The 16811-nt window shown below is 73.3% G+C and carries 15 protein-coding genes; 7 read left to right on the top strand and 8 right to left on the bottom strand.

Annotated features, from left to right (window positions below; all coding sequences use genetic code 11):
- Nucleotides 1-12 precede the first annotated feature (12 nt).
- From ACLQ27_RS24355 to ACLQ27_RS24375, 5 genes are all read left to right on the top strand, one after another.
- Nucleotides 13-1482 carry an ATP-binding protein gene (locus tag ACLQ27_RS24355; protein WP_425868794.1) on the top strand — a complete coding sequence of 490 codons (1470 nt, stop codon included), beginning with the start codon at nucleotides 13-15 and terminating at the stop codon, nucleotides 1480-1482.
- On the top strand, nucleotides 1479-2432 hold the full coding sequence (locus ACLQ27_RS24360) for a Gmad2 immunoglobulin-like domain-containing protein (RefSeq protein WP_425868796.1): 954 nt from the start codon (nucleotides 1479-1481) through the stop codon (nucleotides 2430-2432). Before ACLQ27_RS24355 ends, ACLQ27_RS24360 begins: the two co-directional genes overlap by 4 nt.
- A 157-nt stretch (nucleotides 2433-2589) precedes the next feature.
- On the top strand, nucleotides 2590-3201 hold the full coding sequence (locus ACLQ27_RS24365; protein ID WP_425868798.1) for a TetR/AcrR family transcriptional regulator: 612 nt from the start codon (nucleotides 2590-2592) through the stop codon (nucleotides 3199-3201).
- Between the two features lie 33 nt (nucleotides 3202-3234).
- Nucleotides 3235-4728: an MFS transporter gene (locus ACLQ27_RS24370; protein ID WP_425868799.1), complete on the top strand. Its 1494-nt coding sequence runs from the start codon at nucleotides 3235-3237 to the stop codon at nucleotides 4726-4728.
- Between the two features lie 106 nt (nucleotides 4729-4834).
- Nucleotides 4835-5629 carry a maleylpyruvate isomerase family mycothiol-dependent enzyme gene (locus ACLQ27_RS24375; protein ID WP_357489856.1) on the top strand — a complete coding sequence of 265 codons (795 nt, stop codon included), beginning with the start codon at nucleotides 4835-4837 and terminating at the stop codon, nucleotides 5627-5629.
- A gap of 46 nt (nucleotides 5630-5675) precedes the next feature.
- Here the strand turns inward: ACLQ27_RS24375 and ACLQ27_RS24380 are convergent, their stop codons facing one another.
- From ACLQ27_RS24380 to ACLQ27_RS24390, 3 genes are all read right to left on the bottom strand, one after another.
- Complete coding sequence (locus tag ACLQ27_RS24380; protein WP_357575245.1) at nucleotides 5676-6875, bottom strand: RtcB family protein; 1200 nt, start codon at nucleotides 6873-6875, stop codon at nucleotides 5676-5678.
- Between the two features lie 682 nt (nucleotides 6876-7557).
- Nucleotides 7558-8019 (bottom strand): hypothetical protein, encoded by a 462-nt coding sequence (locus ACLQ27_RS24385; RefSeq protein ID WP_357489854.1) that lies wholly within the window; start codon nucleotides 8017-8019, stop codon nucleotides 7558-7560.
- A gap of 21 nt (nucleotides 8020-8040) precedes the next feature.
- On the bottom strand, nucleotides 8041-9357 hold the full coding sequence (locus ACLQ27_RS24390; RefSeq protein ID WP_425868801.1) for an RICIN domain-containing protein: 1317 nt from the start codon (nucleotides 9355-9357) through the stop codon (nucleotides 8041-8043).
- A 160-nt stretch (nucleotides 9358-9517) separates the two neighbouring features.
- On the opposite strand from ACLQ27_RS24390, the gene ACLQ27_RS24395 reads away from it, so the two are divergent.
- A complete protein-coding gene (locus ACLQ27_RS24395; protein ID WP_425868803.1) occupies nucleotides 9518-10705 on the top strand; it encodes a spore photoproduct lyase family protein in 1188 nt (395 codons plus the stop codon).
- 8 nt (nucleotides 10706-10713) lie between these two features.
- Here ACLQ27_RS24395 and ACLQ27_RS24400 read toward each other — a convergent pair whose 3' ends face one another.
- The 3 genes from ACLQ27_RS24400 to ACLQ27_RS24410 all read right to left on the bottom strand — a co-directional run bounded on the left by ACLQ27_RS24400 (nucleotide 10714) and on the right by ACLQ27_RS24410 (nucleotide 13238).
- Nucleotides 10714-11220, bottom strand: a complete 507-nt coding sequence (locus tag ACLQ27_RS24400) for a DinB family protein (RefSeq protein ID WP_425868805.1) — start codon at nucleotides 11218-11220, stop codon at nucleotides 10714-10716.
- 50 nt (nucleotides 11221-11270) lie between these two features.
- Nucleotides 11271-12134 carry a M15 family metallopeptidase gene (locus tag ACLQ27_RS24405; protein ID WP_425868806.1) on the bottom strand — a complete coding sequence of 288 codons (864 nt, stop codon included), beginning with the start codon at nucleotides 12132-12134 and terminating at the stop codon, nucleotides 11271-11273.
- An 84-nt stretch (nucleotides 12135-12218) separates the two neighbouring features.
- Nucleotides 12219-13238: an acetylxylan esterase gene (locus ACLQ27_RS24410; protein ID WP_425868808.1), complete on the bottom strand. Its 1020-nt coding sequence runs from the start codon at nucleotides 13236-13238 to the stop codon at nucleotides 12219-12221.
- A 177-nt stretch (nucleotides 13239-13415) separates the two neighbouring features.
- Between ACLQ27_RS24410 and ACLQ27_RS24415 the strand changes: the two genes are divergently transcribed.
- Nucleotides 13416-14438, top strand: coding sequence for a LacI family DNA-binding transcriptional regulator (locus ACLQ27_RS24415; protein ID WP_357490591.1), 1023 nt, complete (start codon nucleotides 13416-13418; stop codon nucleotides 14436-14438).
- A gap of 155 nt (nucleotides 14439-14593) precedes the next feature.
- Here the strand turns inward: ACLQ27_RS24415 and ACLQ27_RS24420 are convergent, their stop codons facing one another.
- Complete coding sequence (locus tag ACLQ27_RS24420) at nucleotides 14594-15421, bottom strand: peptidylprolyl isomerase (protein WP_357575241.1); 828 nt, start codon at nucleotides 15419-15421, stop codon at nucleotides 14594-14596.
- 40 nt (nucleotides 15422-15461) lie between these two features.
- Entirely contained in the window at nucleotides 15462-16751 is a 1290-nt protein-coding gene (locus tag ACLQ27_RS24425) for a D-alanyl-D-alanine carboxypeptidase family protein (RefSeq protein ID WP_425868810.1), read from the bottom strand.
- Between the last annotated feature and the right edge of the window lie 60 nt (nucleotides 16752-16811).

Below are 16811 nucleotides of genomic sequence, written 5' to 3' on the forward strand. Positions count from 1 at the left end.
GGGAGGTCGGCGATGGCCGGACGAGCGGTGGCGCCGGGCCGCCTGCGGCGCCGGCTGACGATCGCGTTCGTGCTGGTCGCCGGGGTGTCCGCCGGCCTGCTCGCCGGTGGGGCGGCAGTGGTGCTGCGGCAGTCCTGGCTGGACGCCTCGCTGCGCCAGGCCGCCGCCGACGCGCGCTACCAACTCCTGCTCGCCGGTGAGTTCCTGCCCCTGACCGAGCAACGCGGCACCGAACTGCTCGCCAGCTTCGAGGGCAGCGGGCGGCACGTCGTCCTCGTCGACGGCCCGACCCGTGCCTCCCATCCCGCGTACGCCCCCGCCCTGGGCACGCGGCTGCGGGCCTCGGTCGCCGACGGGCAGCTCGCCTACCAGCGCTCGGCACCGGAGCAGCGACCCCGGCTGCTGGTGGTCGGCGGACGCATCCCCGGCTCGACCGCGGAGCTGTACGTGATCACCGTGGAGGACGACATCGCCACCGATCTGGGTGAGGTACGCACCGCGCTGCTGGCCGGCTGGGTGCTCGTCGTGCTGGTCGCCGCCGGGGTGGGCCATCTCCTGGCCCGCCGCACCCTGGAGCCGGTCGGTCGGGCGAGCCGCGCCGCCCGAGCACTCACCGAAGGGCTGCTCGCCACCCGCCTGCCGGTCCACGGGCGCGACGAGTTCAGCGTCTGGGCGGCGTCGTTCAACGAGATGGCCGAGGCGCTGGAATCGAAGATCGCCGCCCTGTCGGCCGCCCAGGCCCGGGAGCGGCGGTTCACCGCCGATGTGGCGCACGAGCTGCGTACCCCGGTGACCGCCCTGGTGGCCGCGGCGTCGCTGCTGCGCGAGCAGCTGGACCGGCTGCCCGACGACGCCCGGCCGGCCGCGCGGCTGCTGGTGGGCGACGTGGTCCGGCTGCGCCGCCTGGTCGAGGACCTGATGGAGGTCTCGCGGCTGGACGCCGGTCGGGAACTGCCGAACGTCGAGCCGGTGGACGCGCCGGCGCTGTTGCGCACGATCGTCGCGGCGCGCGGCTGGTCGGACCGTGTGCTGGTCACCGGCGACCCGGTCGCGCTGCGCACGGACCCGCGTCGCCTGGAGCGTGTCCTGGCCAACCTGGTCACCAACGCGGTCGAGCACGGTGGCGGCGAGATCCGGGCGACCGTGACCGGTGCGGGCGCGCTCGTCGTCTTCGACGTCACCGACCAGGGGCCGGGCATCCCCGCCGAGCACCTGGCGCACGTGTTCGACAGGTTCCACAAGGTCGACGCCTCGCGCTCCGCGCCGGGCAGTGGCCTCGGCCTGGCCATCGCCCGGGAACACGCCGCCCTGCTCGGTGGGGTGCTGAGCGTCCGCAGCGCGCCGGGCGCAGGTGCCCGGTTCCGTCTGGAGCTGCCCGCGCACGGCCCGCCCGGGCCGACCGGCGGCGTGCCACGCCCTGCGAAGAGCCCCGACGAGGACGCCGAAGCGGCGACCGCCGACCCGACGGGCGGTGCCGGGTGAACCGGCGCGGCGCGGTCCGAGCGCGCTGGCACGGCGCGATCCGAGCGCGCTGGCACGCGGTCGGCGTGCCCGTGCTGGTCGCGGTGCTCCTGGTCGGCGGGTGCGGCACGCCCCGCTCCGGCGTCCTGGGCGCGGCACCCACCGCGCCGCCGCCGAGCGCGCCGCCCGCCGGACGCCCGACCTCCGCGCCCACCCCGCCGCCCGGATCACCGTCATCGCCGGCGGCCACCCGCACCGCGCCGCGGCCGCCGGCACCGACGGCCACCGCCACCCGCCGGTCGGACCCGGTGACGATCGAGCTGTGGTACGTGCGAAACGGCCTGCTCGTCCCCACCCGGCGCACCCGGCCGGCCACCGTCACGACGTCCCGGCTCGCGCTCACCGAACTGGCCGCCGGGCCCACGCCGGCCGAGGCCGCCACCGGGATGGTCACCCTGCTGCCGGCCGGTGTCGAGGTCACCCGGATCACCGACGGCGTGGCGACGCTCGGTCCCGTCGCGTCCGGCGACGACGCGGCGCAGCGTCGGCGGCTGCGCGAGGCGCAGGTGGTGTGGACGCTCACCCAGTTCCCCACCGTCCGGTTGGTCCGCTTCGGCAGCGGCGCGGCGCTGGGCCGGGCCGACTATCCGGACCTGCTCGCGCCGATCGTGGTCACCGCCCCGAGCGTCGGCGACCGGGTCAGCGCCCCGCTCACCGTCACCGGCACTGCCGACGTGTTCGAGGCCACGGTGAGCATCCGGGTGCTGGACGCCGCCGGCCGGGAGGTGGCCACCGGCTTCGGCACCGCCAGCTGCGGCAGTGGCTGCCGGGGCGCGTACCGGCTGGTGGTCGGTTGGCGGACGGCCCGGGAGCAGCACGGCACGATCGAGGTGTACGAGGTCTCCGCGCGCGACGGCGCCCGGGTCAACACCGTGGCCGTGCCGGTGATCCTCGCCCCCAGCGGGAGCTGACCACGGGGTTCATCCGCCCGCAGTGCGGCGGAAACGTAATCGTTTCGTCCACCGGGTGCGACGCAGCTCATAAAAGCCTGCAGGAACGGCCAGCAACGAACTAGGGTCAGTACGACATCGTTTCGCGGGGGGTCGTCGAGTGTTGGATGGTCGGCAGGTGAGCGCGGGCGTCGGGGTGCCGGCCGCTCGGGCCGCGCGCTGCACGTCCAGCGACCTGTTCGCCGTGGTGATCGACCTGCTGCGCGAGGTCGGCTACGACCGGATGACCATCGACGCCGTCGCCGCCCGCGCACACGTGAGCAAGGCCACCATCTACCGGCGGTGGGACGGCAAGGCCGAGCTGGTGGTCGCCGCCCTGCGCGACCGTCAGGTCGGCGTGCACAGCCCACCCGACACCGGCTCGCTGCGGGGCGACCTGATCGAACTGCTGCGTGCCACCGCCGACATCTGCGTCGCCGACTGCGACCTGATGCAGGCGCTGACGTTCGCCATGCGGACCAGCCCGGAGCTGGAACGCCTGGTACGCCACCAGGTGCTGCCCGCCGGGCGGGTGGCCAGCACCGCCATTCTCGTCCGCGCCGCCGCCCGTGGGGAGATCCCCCCGGATGCCGGTGAACGGGAGTTGTTCCACGACCTGGCGCCCGCGCTCACCATGTCCCGCGTCGTCGCGCACGGCCTGCCCGCCGACGACTCGTTCCTCATCCAGGTCGTCGACCAGGTGCTGATCCCGGTGCTCCGCTACCAGCACGACCGCCCGTCCCAGGCCTGATCCATCGACATCCGCACCACGGAAGGCTTCACCATGCCCGGAACCACCTCGACAGCCCCCGGCGCACCCGGCGCCGGGACGTCGACAGGCACGCCGCACCCGCGGCGTTGGATCGCGCTGGCGGTCATCGCGGTCTCACAGCTGATGGTCGTCCTGGACGCCACGATCGTGAACATCGCGCTCCCTCAGGCCCAGTCGGACCTGGGGATCACCGACGCGAACCGGCAGTGGGTGATCACCGCGTACACGCTGGCCTTCGGTGGTCTGCTCCTGCTCGGCGGCCGGATCGCCGACTACTGGGGTCGCAAGCGCACGTTCATCGTCGGCATGGTCGGCTTCGCGCTGGCGTCCGCGCTGGGCGGTCTGGCCACCACCGGCGAGATGCTCTTCGCCGCCCGCGCGTTGCAGGGCGCCTTCGGCGCGCTGCTCGCCCCGGCCGCGCTGGCGCTGCTCACGGTGCTGTTCACCGAGGCCACGGAGCGGGCCAAGGCGTTCGCCGTGTACGGCGCGATCGCCGGCGGTGGGTCCGCGGTCGGGCTGCTGCTCGGCGGCGTGCTGACCGAGTACGCCGACTGGCGCTGGTGCCTGCTTGTCAACATCCCGGTCGCCGCCATCGCGATCGCCTTCGCTCTCCCGCTGGTGCCCGAGAGCCGGGCGCACGGCAACACCCGCTACGACGTGCCCGGCGCGGTAGTCGTCACCGCCGGCCTGGTCTCCCTGGTGTACGGCTTCACCAAGGCCGCCGAGGACGGTTGGGACGCCACCGCGACGCTCGGCTTCATCGCCGCCGGTGTGGTGCTGCTGGCCGCCTTCGTGATGATCGAGCTGCGCTCCAACCACCCGCTGCTGCCGCTGCGGATCATCCTGGACCGCAACCGGGGTGGGGCGTACCTGGCCTCCACGCTGATCGGCGCCGGCCTGTTCGGGGCGTTCCTCTTCCTCACCTTCTACTTCCAGGTGGTCCTGCAGTACAAGCCCCTCGAGGCGGGGCTCGCGTCCCTGCCGGTCACGGCGGGCGTGCTGATCGCCGCGGGTGGCGCCAGCCAGCTCATGCCGAAGGTGGGCGCCAAGCCGCTGATGGTCGGCGGCGCCGTGCTGGCCGCCGTGGCGATGCTGACGCTCACCCAGATCGACGTGGACACCTCGTTCCTCACCCTCCTGCTGCCCGCCCAGGTCATCCTCGGCATGGGCCTCGGCTTCACCTTCGTGCCGCTGTCCAGCCTCGCGCTGGTCGGGGTGCCGGAGCACGACGCCGGAGCGGCCAGCGCGACGCTGAACGCGACGCAGCAGATCGGTGGCTCGTTGGGCACCGCCCTGCTGAACACCTTCTACACCAGCGCGGTGGCCGCGTACCTGGTCGGCCGGGCACCGAACCCGATCACCCAGGTCGAGGCGCTCGTGCACGGCTACCGCGTGGCGTTCGCCTGGGGTGCGGCGCTGATCGTGCTCGCCGGGCTGGTCACCCTGGTCCTGGTGAAGGTGCGCAAGGAGGACATCCCCACCGGCAACACAGTGCACATGGGCTGAGCCGGACGACACGGCCGGCCGGGCCGCTCCTGACCGGGGAGCGGCCCGGCCGGCACACTCGTCCGGTAGCGTCCCGACCATCGTCGAAGATCCGTTGAGGAGACACATGTCCACGGCTGCCGACCAGATCATCAACGCGCTACGGGCGGGCCACGAGGAGCTTGCCGCGCTCGTGCGCGACCTCAAGGAAGACGACCTGCGCCGCCCCTCGGGTGCCAGCGAGTGGCAGGTCTCCCAGGTGCTGAGTCACCTCGGCAGCGGCGCGGAGATCGGCCTCGCCGGTCTGACCGCCGCCATCGAGGGCAAGCCCACCCCGGACGGCGACTTCAACCGCACCGTCTGGCAGCGCTGGGACGCCATGTCCCCCGAGGAGCACGCGGCCGGCTTCCTGGAGTCCAACCAGCGGCTGGTCGAGGCGTACGAGGCGCTGGACGCCGACACCCGCTCGACGTTGCGGATCAACCTCGGTTTCCTGCCGGAGCCGGTGGACGTGGCCACCGCCGCCCGGTTCCGGCTCAGCGAGTTCGCTCTGCACCAGTGGGACACCGAGGTGGCGTTCAACCAGTACGCGGCGGTGACGCCGGAGGCGGTGCCGCTGCTGATCGAGCAGATCGGCGGCATGCTGGGCTGGACGAGCCGGCCGCAGGAGCTGGCCGGCCGGGAGGCCACCCTGCTGGTTCGGCTGCGGGACCCGGAGCGCACGTTCGGGCTGCGACTGGGTGAGCAGATCACGCTCACCGACGCGCCGGAGCAGTCCGACGGCGAGCTGTCCCTGCCGGCCGAGGCGTGGCTGCGGCTGGTGACCGGCCGGCTCGGGCCGCGCTACACGCCGGACGGGGTGCAGGTGACAGGTTCGCTGCTGACCCTGGAAGACCTGCGCCGGGTCTTCGTCGGCTTCTAGAACGGGACGCCGCGCGGGCCGGTGCTCCCGGCCCGCGCGTACCCCGTCAGCCCTTGACGCAGACGACCTGCTTGAGGTGCGCGACCACCTCGACCAGGTCCTCCTGCTGGGCCATCACCTCGGTGATGTCCTTGTACGCGCCGGGGATCTCGTCGACCACCCCGGCGTCCTTGCGGCACTCGACGCCGGCGGTCTGCGCCGCCAGGTCGTCGGTGCTGAACGTCCGCTTGGCCTGCGCCCGCGACATCCGACGGCCGGCGCCGTGCGACGCCGAGCAGTACGCGTCCGGGTTGCCCCGGCCCCGCACGATGTACGACCCGGTGCCCATCGACCCGGGGATGATGCCCAGGTCGCCTCGGCCGGCCCGGATCGCGCCCTTGCGGGTGACCAGCACCTCCACCCCGTCGTAGCTCTCCTCGGACACGTAGTTGTGGTGGCAGCTGATGGGCTCGTCGTAGCCGACCTGCGGGAAGTGCTCGCGCACCACAATGCAGAGCAGGGCCAGCATGACGGCCCGGTTGCGCCGCGCGTACTCCTGCGCCCACCACAGGTCCCGCCGGTACGCGTCCATCTCGGGCGTTCCGGCGAGGAACACCGCCAGGTCCCGGTCGGGCAGGTCGACGTTGTGCGGCAGCTTGCGGGCCACTCCGATGTGCCGTTCGGCCAGCTCCTTGCCGATGTTGCGCGACCCGGAGTGCAGCATCAGCCAGACCCGGCCCTCGTCGGCGCCGCCCTGCTCCAGGCAGACCTCGATGAAGTGGTTGCCGCCGCCGAGCGTCCCGAGCTGCCGCTGGGCCCGGGTCTCCAGCTGCGCCACCCGCCGGTCCAGGCTGGCGAACCGACTCCAGAAGTCGTCCCAACCAGCCTGCTCCAGGCCACGGACCCGGCGCGGGTTGACCGCCTCCTGCCGCTGGGCGAAACCCACCGGGATGGTGGCCTCGATCGCGGAGCGCAGCCTGGCCAGGTCGTCCGGCAGATCGGCGGCGGTCAGCGAGGTACGCACCGCCGACATGCCGCAGCCGATGTCGACGCCGACCGCGGCCGGCGAGACGGCCTGTCGCATGGCGATCACCGAGCCGACCGTGGCGCCCTTGCCGAAGTGCACGTCGGGCATGACGGCGACGCCCTGCACCCAGGGCAGCGCGCCGATGTTGCGCAGCTGCTTCGCGGCCTGCGGTTCGATGGCGTACGGGTCGGTCCAGACCCGGACGGGCGCCCGAGTGCCGGCGAGGGGGGTGAATCCCATCGTGGTCTCCTTGTTTCAGACCGGCACCAATCGTTGATGATGACCGGAAATGATCGTGCGCCACCATGAACAGGCGCGAAAGTTCGTCGGATAGGAAAAGGGCCGCCAACCCGCAGGGGGTGGGCGGCCACGCCTGACGCGTGTGGCGTCAGCGAAGTCGCCGCCCCTGGCACCGATCCTGGGGCCGCCCCTGCGCGGGCCGGCCGAGACAGTCGTACGACGCGGCGGACCGCAACGCGGCACCGGCGCCGCTACCTGGCCTGCGCCAGGTGGCGTCGGTGGCTGTGCGTTGCGACATGGCGTGCTCCCCGGGGGTGTGCTCGGCCGTACTGCGCATGACGGTAGGCGGGGCAGGAGCTGTCCGCAAAGGATATTGCGCCCGCGCGACTGGCCGTGGTCTGGCCCCGGGGGTCACTCTCGCGACCTGTCGAGCTGCCCCGTAAATGGGGCGGTGCTTCCCACCGAGGCCAGGCGGAGGTAGATGGGGCAGTGCTTCCACCGAGGCCAGCCGGAGGAAGCACCGCCCGCGGCGGTCGCGACACCGCAAACGACCGACGGCGGTCACGCCCACGGTCGACGGCGGTCACGACACCGACACGTGCGCTCGCTTGCCTGCCCCGTTCGTGGGGCAGCTCGACAGGGCACGCACCAGGGGGCGTGGGGGCGGGCCGCCGAGCGGGGCTCAGGTGTCGTAGCAGCCGTCCCAGGGCGGATCGAACCCGAGGTCGTCGGGGAGGAACTCAGCGTGGTCGTCGCCGTCGTACTCCTCGGACCAGTCGACCAGCCCGAAGGTGTGCCCGTCGACCTCGATCTGGAACGGCCCGATGGCGATGTCTGCGAAGACGCGGCCGGGCAGCGCGTCCAGCCACTCGGCGAGGCGAGCCCTGGCCCGGTCGATGGAGGCGTCCTCGGTCTCGCTGGTGCCGGCGAACCAGATGTCGGAGTCGGTGTGCACGCCGTCGGCGTCGAACCGGTGCAGCACCGCGTACCACCGCTTGTGGCGGTACCAGTCGTCGTCGGCTCCGCCACCGTCGCTGAGGGTGGCGGTGACGGAGCCGAAGAACTGACCCTTGTCGTACCGACCGATGGTGCTGGTGCGGTAGTCGGGCTCGTGCGCGATCGGCACCAGGTCGGGAATCGCCATGGCGCAGAGGGTACGGCGACGCTATGACACAGGCACCAGCCGGAAGGACTGCGCCGCGGTGCCGTTGCAGGTGTACTGGATGAGCTGGACGCTGTCCGCGGTGGAGGCTCCCGGCACGTCCAGGCACTTGCCGCTGTTGCGGTTGACCAGCCGGTAGTAGCCGCCGCCCTCGGACTCGGCCCGCCACTGCTGGTTGTTGCCGCCGCTGTAGGACCAGAGCTGGATGGGCGCCGAGTCGGCGGTCGACCGGTCGGTCACGTCGAGCACCTGGGCGCTGTTGCCGCGGTTGTTGACGCGCAGGTAGCCGCCGCTGGTCGGGGCGAACTGGTACTGCTGGGCGGCGCTGCTGTTGCAGGCGTACTGCTGGATGGCCGTGCCGTTGGCGGTGCCGGCGGCCCGCGCGTCCACGCACTTGCCGCTGCCCCGGTTGACGACCGTGTGCCAGGCGGTCGGCGAGATCGGGCCGGCGGTGCCCGTCGGAGTGGGCGTCGGGGTGGGCGCCGTGCCGGTGCCGGCGAGCCAGTGCAGACCGTCGATCAGCAGCTTGTTCTGCTGCGGGCTGTCGAAGGTGGAGGACAGCCCGGTGTTGGTGCTGTAGTTCATCGCGTTGTGCCCGAAGTTGGCGTACAGCATCTTGTAGCGCTTGTTGCTCCACACGAGCGGGTAGTAGCCGCCGTACCAGGACTGGTTGGGGTCCGTGCCGACCGGGAAGCTGGACGGGTCGACGGAGGCCAGGATGTCGATGTCCGGGTTCTGGCGCAGGTCGTTGCTCCAGGAGTACCACTCGCTGATCGACGACGCGAAGGTCGCCGGGAGCCCCTGGGTGGCCGGGTGGGTGCGGTTGTCGGCGCGCATCGTGACGCGGGTCGGTCCCCAGGTGTTGGTCTGGAACGAGCCCGAACCGAGGAAGGTGTTGTAGTACCAGCTCCAGCTCGACGGGTCGGTGGTGAACGCGCTGACGTGGAAGCCCATCCACGCCCCACCGTTCTGCATGTACTGCTGGAAGGCAGGCCGCTGCGCGGCGGGCGGCGCGTCGTCGAGGAACATGATGACCTTGTACTGGGCCAGGTTCGCGGTGTTCAAGAGGCCCCAGTTGGTGGTGGCCTCCCAGGAGAAGCCGTACTGGGCGGCGGCCTGCGGGAACCAGGCGCGCGCGTCCCGGTCGAAGTCGATGTGCGCGGCGTCCCAGGTGCCGTTGTAGAAGGCCAGAACCTTGAACGTCGGCGCGGCCTGCGCGCTGCGCGCGACGCCGAGGCCGAGGCCGGCGGTCACGGCGACGACGAGGGCGACGAAAACCGACAGGATCCTTCTGGTACGGGAGGGAAGTTCTGCGATCACCTGATCGTCCCTTCGGTCGGGACGCGCGCCGCCGCGTCGACGTGAACTATCTGTTCACAAGGTTTACAGATAGACGAAAGGTTATGCCGTGCCGCCCAGTGCGTCAATCGCCGCCGGCCCGATCGGGTGGGATTCCTGCGGCAGCGGGTACCCCGGCCGGATGACCAGCCCGGACGCCGTCGACGTCGACCGGCCGCTCGCCGTGGACCTGCCCGCCGCGCCGCACGACGCCAGCGGCGAGCGGGTGCCGACCCGGGACCTGACCGGGCTCGCCCCGCCTGCGAAACCGGCACGCCGCTGGACCCCGGGCCGGGTGGTGGCCACCCCGGCCGCCCTGGAACACCCGCACGGGCAGCGGATCGTCGACCGGGTGCGGGCGCTGGGCATCGAGGTGGAACGGCTGCGGTCGAACCGGCTCACCGGCGTACGGGGGCAGACCGACTCCGAGACGTACGCCCGCGCCAAGGCGACCATGGCGATCGTCGTGAGCCCGCCGTCGCGGCGCGTCCTGCAACCCATCGCCCCCAGAGCCGACTGGCGCGTCGATCTCGCCGAGGGCTGCCCGGCGCACTGTCAGTACTGCTACCTCGCCGGTTCGCTCTCCGGCCCGCCGGTGACCCGGGTGTACGCGGACCTCGACGACATCCTGGCCGGGTTGGCCCCGTACGCCGGGCGCGGCACCGTGACCAGCCGCAACGCGCGCCGCGCCGACGAGGGCACCACCTTCGAGGCGTCCTGCTACACCGACCCCCTCGCGCTGGAACACCTGACCGGCAGCTGGCGGCGGGCGGTGCAGCACTTCGCCGAGTGGGACGCGCCCGTGCAGTTGCGCTGGACCACCAAGTACGCCGACGTGGACACCTTCGTCGGGCTGCCCCACCACGGCCGCACCCGGGTCCGGTTCAGCGTCAACTGCGCCCCGGTCAGCGAACGGTTCGAGGGCGGCACGGCGCGGGTGCCGGACCGGCTCGCCGCGCTGCGCCGGCTCGCGCTCGACGGCTACCCCGTCGGGCTGACCATCGCGCCGATCATCGCGCTGCCCGACTGGCGGGAACGCTACGGCGACCTGCTGGACCAGGTCCGCGCGGCGGTCGACGGGGTCCCGGAGCTGGACCTGACCGCCGAGCTGATCACCCACCGGTTCACACCGGGCAGCAAGGAGGTGCTGCTCGGCTGGTACCCGCGCACCCGCCTGGAGATGGACGAGGAGGCCCGCAGCCGCAAACACGGCAGGTTCGGCGCGGTGAAGTACGTCTACCCCCGCGACACGATGGCCGAGCTGCGGAGCTGGTTCACCGACGAGCTGGCCGCCCGGGTCCCGGCCTGCCGGATCCTCTACTGGACCTGACGCGCCCCTCAGACGCCGACGGTGCCGTCGACGCCCTCCCGCAGGAGGTCGGCGTGCCCGTTGTGCCGGGCGTACTCGTGGATCAGGTGCAGCATCACCAGCCGCAGCGACACGGTGTCGCCGGAGCGGGCGTGGTGGCCGGTCACGTCGAGCGACGCGGCTGCCCGCTCGATCCGGCGGGAGTGCTCGACCTCGCGCTCCCAGGCGTCGAACGCTTCGGCCCGGGTGGAAGCGCTGGCGTCGTACGCCTGCTGGAAGTCGCCGGTCTCCGACCAGACCAGGGGGACGTCCTCGCCGTCGATGACCCGCCGGAACCACGCACGTTCCACCTCCGCCATGTGCCGGACCAGGCCCAGCAGGGACAGCGTGGACGGCGGCATGGACCGCCGGCGCAGCTCCTCGTCGGTGAGGCCGGCGCACTTGAGGGCCAGCGTCGCCCGGTGGAAGTCGAGGAAGGCGCGCAGCGTCTCGCGCTCGTCGCCGGTGAGCGGGGGGCCGATCCGTTCGGTGGTCATTGACGTGATCATGCCGGACGGTGCCGCCGGCGGTGGTGTCGGGCCACGCGTCAGCCGACCGAGGAGCGGGCCACCGGCGCGGCGAAGTACGTGCGCGGGTGCGGATCGTCGCGGAGGCTGTAGTGCCACCACTCGCGGTCGTAGTTGACGAACCCGGCGGCGGTCATCAACCGTCGCAGCAACTGCCGGTTGTCCCGTGCCGTGCCGGTGACGTGCGCATCGTCGGTGTGCGCCCGGACGTCGAAACAGTCGAACCCGGTGCCCATGTCGATGCTGTTGTCGGCGAAGCGCCGTCCCGCCGGCGCGGTGCACGGGACCAACCGCTGCCCCGGGACGTACGCGGGCTGGTCGGCGGGTGGCTCGTCGACGAGCGTGAGGTCCAGCGTGCTGCCCCGGCTGTGGGCGGTCGGCGCTCCGATGTAACCGTCGGCGAAGAGCCGGTCCTTGGCCAGGTCCGGATAGAACTCGGCCTTGGTTTGCTGCTCGCCGGGGCGCTTCGACCAGGCGACGAAGTCGTCGACCGCCGGTTGCGGGCGGTAGCAGTCGTACACCTTGAGGCTGTGGCCGCCGGCCAGCGCGGCGTCCTGGACCCGGCGCAGCGCCTCGGCCGCCTGGCGGGTGAGCAGGCACAGCGGCTCGGGGTAACCGGCGATCGGCCGGCCCACGAAGTTGTGCGCCGTGGCGTAGCGGATGTCGGCGTGGATGCGCGGGTCGACGTCGGTCAGCACCACGAAGCCCGGCAACCCGCCGGTCGCCGTCGGGGTCGGGGTCGGGGTCGGGGTCGGGGTCGGGGTCACCGACGACGGTACGGGGCTCGCCGTCGGCGGGAGCGGGGCCGCCGGGCCCGGACGCGGCTGCGGATGCGAGCAGCCGCCGAGCACCGCGACGAGCGCCAGCACGACGCCGCCGCTCACCCACCCTGACCTGCGCACCCGTCCTGTCTATCAGCAGCGGCAGGTGCCGCGCGCCGGATCAACAGCCGGCCGCGGCGAGCCCGTTCAACCGCCGGCCGGGACCGGAGCCGGATCGGCAATGGCCGGCGCCGGGTCGGGGCTTTCGACCAGGTGCGCGCCGAGGAAGCGCAGGGCCGCCTCGTCGTCGTCGATCCCGCCGGCCTCGTGGCCGTTGTACCGCCACACCGACAGCTCCGTCGCCCCGGCGTGGGCGTTGTGGGCGGCGTAGACCCCCGACGGCGGCACGATGTCGTCCATCAACGCCACCGAGTAGCGGGCCGGCCGGCGGCAGCGTCGGGCGAAGTTGACGCCGTCGACGTACGACAGGGTGGACAACACGCGCTCCTCGGCGTCCCGGTGGATCGCCAGGTAGTCGCGGATCTCCCGGTAGGGGTGGGCGTCGGTGACCACCACGGCACGCGGAATGTCGCAGAGGAACGGCACGAGGGCGACCACGGCCCGCACACCGCGCGCCAACGCGCCGGCCGCGAGCGCCAGCGCGCCACCCTGGCTGTGCCCGAGCACCGCCACCCGGGTCGGGTCGACCATCGGCAGGGTCCGGGCCGCGTCCACCGCCCGGACCGCGTCGGCGATCAACCGCCGGTAGTAGTAGGTGCGGGGATCGGCGATGCCCCGCGTCGCCACGCCGGGCGCCTCCGGGCCGGCGGCGCCCGGGTCCGCCGTGACGCCCCGGCTCCAGCCCGAGCCCTGCCCCCGGGTGTCCATCTGCAGATGGGCGAACCCGGCCGACGCCCAGAGCAGGTTCTCCAGCGCGTGCCCGCGCCCGCCGCCGTAGCCCACGTACTGCACGACGGTCGGCAGCGCCGTGCCGGCGCCGTGCGGCACCCGCAGCCAGGCCCGGACGGGCTGACCGGCGAACCCGGGAAACGTCACGTCGTACACGTCGATGGCTTTCAGGCCGGTCACCACGGGTTCGAGCCGGACCGGCCAGGTGGCGTCGCGGGCCTGCGCCAGGGTGTCGGCCCAGAACTCGTCGAAGTCGGCCGGGTCCCGCACCACGCCGCGGTACTCGCGTAGCTGCGCCTCGGGCAGGTCCGTGTGCATGGCGCCCCCCGCAATTTCCGGAACATTTCCGCAACTCAGCCGAACGCTAGAACCGACCTGGCGTGTCGTCAACCCCCGTCCGTGAGGCAAGATGGCGCGAGGGGCGGGCGTGCCGTTCCGGGACACTGGATGGACGACGCTCGTGGTCGTCTCTCCGGAGCGGTGAAGGAGACGCGGGTGGACGCGGACGACGGACGCAGGGTGACCATCACCGCGATCGCACGGGAGGCCGGGGTCTCGGTGCCGACCGTGTCACGGGTGCTCAACGGTCGGTCCGATGTGGCCCCCGACACCCGCGAACGCGTCGAGGAGCTGCTGCGCCACCACGGCTACCGGCGCCGCAGCAGCCGCAGCGTCCGCCGCGCCGGCCTCGTCGACCTGGTCTTCAACGACCTGGACAGCCCCTGGGCGGTGGAGATCATCCGGGGCGTGGAGGACGTCGGGCACGGCGCCGGGGTGGGCACCGTGGTCTCCGCGATCCACCGGCAGCCAACGGCGGCCCGGCAGTGGTTGCAGAACCTGCGCACCCGCGCCACCGACGGCGTCATCTTCGTGACGTCACACCTGAGCCCGCCCCTGCACGCGCAACTGCGCCGCCTCAACGTGCCGGTGGTGGTCGTCGACCCGGCCGGCGTGCCGGCGATGGACGTCCCGACGATCGGCGCCACCAACTGGGCCGGCGGGCTCGCCGCGACCGAACACCTGCTGGCGGTCGGCCACCGGCGGATCGGATTCGTGGCCGGGCCGACGCACCTGCTGTGCAGCCGGGCCCGCCTCGACGGCTACCGCGCGGGACTGGAGGCCGCCGGCGTGCCGGTGGACGACGCGCTGATCTACCCGGGCGACTTCTACCACGCCTCCGGCTTCGCCGGCGGCACGGCGCTGCTCGACCTGGCCGACCCGCCCACCGGCATCTTCGCGGCCAGCGACCAGATGGCGTTCGGCGTCTACGAGGCCATCCGTCGCCGTGGGCTGCGGGTTCCCGACGACGTCAGCGTGGTCGGGTTCGACGATCTGCCGGAAGCCCGTTGGGCGTCACCGCCGCTGACCACCGTCCGGCAGCCGCTTGTCGAGATGGGCCGGCTGGCGGTGCGGACGGTATTGCGGCTGGCCCAGGGCGAGGGCATCGACTCGCCCCGGGTGGAGCTGGCCACCGAGCTGGTCGTCCGGGACAGCACCGCCGTCCCGCCGACCGGCTGACCCCTTCGGTTCCGACGGCTCGAACCGGGGCGGATTCCGGTTCCACCTGTTCCGGTCCAGCCGCGAAAATTCCGGCCCGCCGCAGCGACGACAACGGACCTGCACGCCTCGCGGCGCGGTGGGCGACGTGGGGCCGCCCACCGCGCCGAGCGGGATCAGTGGTGGTGGTGTGCCCGGACGGCACGCCGGATGGTCACCGGCAGCGCGGGAGCGCCGTCGACCGGCGCCGGGTCCTCGGCCGTCGGCGCGATTCCCTGGGCGGCGATCCGGTCCAGGGTGGCGAGCCCGGCGGCGTCGACAGTGCCGAAGATCGTGTAGTTGGGGCGGAGCGCCGAGTCGGCGTACACCAGGAAGAACTGGCTGCCGTTGGTGTCCGGCCCGGCGTTGGCCATCGCGAGCACACCCCGGGCGTAGACCCGGCGGACGCCGGTCGGGTCGGTGGGGGCCGGCGGCAGGTCGGTCGGCAGTTCGTCGCGGTAGCGGTAGCCGGGGCCACCCTCACCGGTGCCGGACGGGTCGCCGCACTGCAGGACGCTGAGCGTCGGGTACGCGGTGAGCCGGTGGCACGGGGTGCGGTCGTAGAAGCGCTTGCCGACCAGGTGCAGGAAGCTCTGCACCGTGCACGGGGCGGCGGCCCGGTCCAGTGTCAACCCGATCGGCCCCTGGTTGGTGGAGAGGGTCACCCGGACGCTGCCCCGGTCCGGGGTGCGGCGCGGGTCGGGCGGCAGCGGCACCGGCCGGGCGGCCGGCTCGTCGGGCGTCTCGGTGTAGGCGCACGGGCCGTGCGTGGTGCGCGGCGGGCGGGCATCGGCGGCGGACGCGCTCACCGCGTCGTCGGCCGCGCCCGGCGCGGCCACCGCGGCAGCCGACGCGCCGACGATCAGCGTTGCGGCGAACGCCGTGACACCCGCGAGGCGGGTCAGCGCGCGCACCGACCGGCGGGGTGCCGCCGCGCCGGACGGCGTTTCGAGTTCACTCGACACAGGGATCCTCCTGGGCTCGTACTGCCAGAAAGACCGGAGTCTATGGATGCCGGGGCCCGTTGTCGATCTGACCGGGCAACCGGCGGCGGCGGTGCCACAGCAACCCGCCCAGCAGCACCAGCACTCCCGCGCCGCTGAGCGCGACCACCGACCACAGCCATCCCGAGGCGGTGCCCGCCGGGCCGCTGGCCGCCGCGGGGCGGGGCGGACCGGGCGCGGCCAGCGCGGACGGCGCGGCCGACGGCGTGGCGGTCAGCTCACCCGGCTCGACCAGGCGGCCGACGTCTGCGTCGCGGGGCAGCGAGAAACCCCAGTCCAGCAGGGCCGCCCCCTGCTCCCAGCCGCGCATCGGCGCCGGCTCGGCACCGAGCAGCGTCACCACCAGCCGACGCCCGTCCCGCTCCGCCGCGCCGACGTAGGTGTGCCGCGCCAGGTCGGTGAAGCCCGTCTTGCCGCCCAACGCACCCGGGTAGCGGTAGATGAGCTGGTTCTCGTTCTGGATCTGGAAGCCCTTGGTCCGCTGCGCCGGCTGGGCCGGAATCGTCGCCAGCCGGGTGAGCGCGTACCGCCGGAAGGTCGGCTGGGCGAAGCAGGCCCGGGCGATCAGCGCCAGGTCGTACGCGCTGGTGAACTGGCCCTTGCCGTCCAGACCGGACGGGGTGACCGCGTGCGTCTGGAGCGCGCCCAGGTGGTGTGCCTGCTCGTTCATGGCGCGCACTCCCCCGGCCGCGCCGTCGGACCCGCCGCCCAGCCGGGCCAGCGCGTTCGCCGCCTCGTTGCCGGAGTTGAGCAGCAGCCCCAGCCAGATCGTCTCGATCGTGTAGCGGCCGCCCTCGACCAGGCCGACGGCGGAGGAGCCGGGCTCGATGTTCATGTCCGCCGCGGTGACGGTCACCGTCTGCGCGGGGTCGAGCCGGGGCATCATCGTGGCCGCCAGCAGCAGCTTCTGGACGCTGGCCGGGGTGCCGTACTCGTGCGGGCCGCAGCCCCCGAGCACCTGGCCGGAATCCAGGTCCGCGACCAGCCACGAGGTGGCGGTGATCGCCGGTGGCGTGCCCGCGCCGGGCGGCACGACGAGGCCGCTGGTGGCGAGTCCAGCGCCGCCGACCACCCGCGCTTCGGGCACGGCGGGCGGGGGCGAGGGCCGTGGCGGGCGGGACATCGCCGGCGCCGGCACCCGTGGACACCGCACGGTCGGCACGGTGGCGGCGGCACCCGTGGCGGCGGCTTCCGTCGGGGCGACGGGCGTGGGGGCCGCCGCGGCGGCCGGGACCGGCCCGGGAGCGAGCAGGACGGCGGACGCCGTGACCGCCAGCAGCGCAGCTCTCATGTGCCCGACCCTAGTCAACAAGATCGCCCGGCGGGAGCGGTTGGCCGCTCGACCATCCGG

It is taken from the genome of Micromonospora sp. DT63 (assembly GCF_049841615.1).
Taxonomy (GTDB): Bacteria; Actinomycetota; Actinomycetes; order Mycobacteriales; family Micromonosporaceae; genus Micromonospora.

Bases quoted from the DNA above. Each gene is read 5' to 3' on its own strand.
- ACLQ27_RS24380 (WP_357575245.1), bottom strand. From the start codon at position 6,875: ATGGGATTCACCCCCCTCGCCGGCACTCGGGCGCCCGTCCGGGTCTGG.
- ACLQ27_RS24410 (WP_425868808.1), bottom strand. From the start codon at position 13,238: ATGCACACGGACCTGCCCGAGGCGCAGCTACGCGAGTACCGCGGCGTG.
- ACLQ27_RS24425 (WP_425868810.1), bottom strand. From the start codon at position 16,751: ATGAGAGCTGCGCTGCTGGCGGTCACGGCGTCCGCCGTCCTGCTCGCT.
- ACLQ27_RS24375 (WP_357489856.1), top strand. From the start codon at position 4,835: ATGTCCACGGCTGCCGACCAGATCATCAACGCGCTACGGGCGGGCCAC.
- ACLQ27_RS24395 (WP_425868803.1), top strand. From the start codon at position 9,518: ATGACCAGCCCGGACGCCGTCGACGTCGACCGGCCGCTCGCCGTGGAC.
- ACLQ27_RS24355 (WP_425868794.1), top strand. From the start codon at position 13: ATGGCCGGACGAGCGGTGGCGCCGGGCCGCCTGCGGCGCCGGCTGACG.
- ACLQ27_RS24385 (WP_357489854.1), bottom strand. From the start codon at position 8,019: ATGGCGATTCCCGACCTGGTGCCGATCGCGCACGAGCCCGACTACCGC.
- ACLQ27_RS24370 (WP_425868799.1), top strand. From the start codon at position 3,235: ATGCCCGGAACCACCTCGACAGCCCCCGGCGCACCCGGCGCCGGGACG.
- ACLQ27_RS24400 (WP_425868805.1), bottom strand. From the start codon at position 11,220: ATGACCACCGAACGGATCGGCCCCCCGCTCACCGGCGACGAGCGCGAG.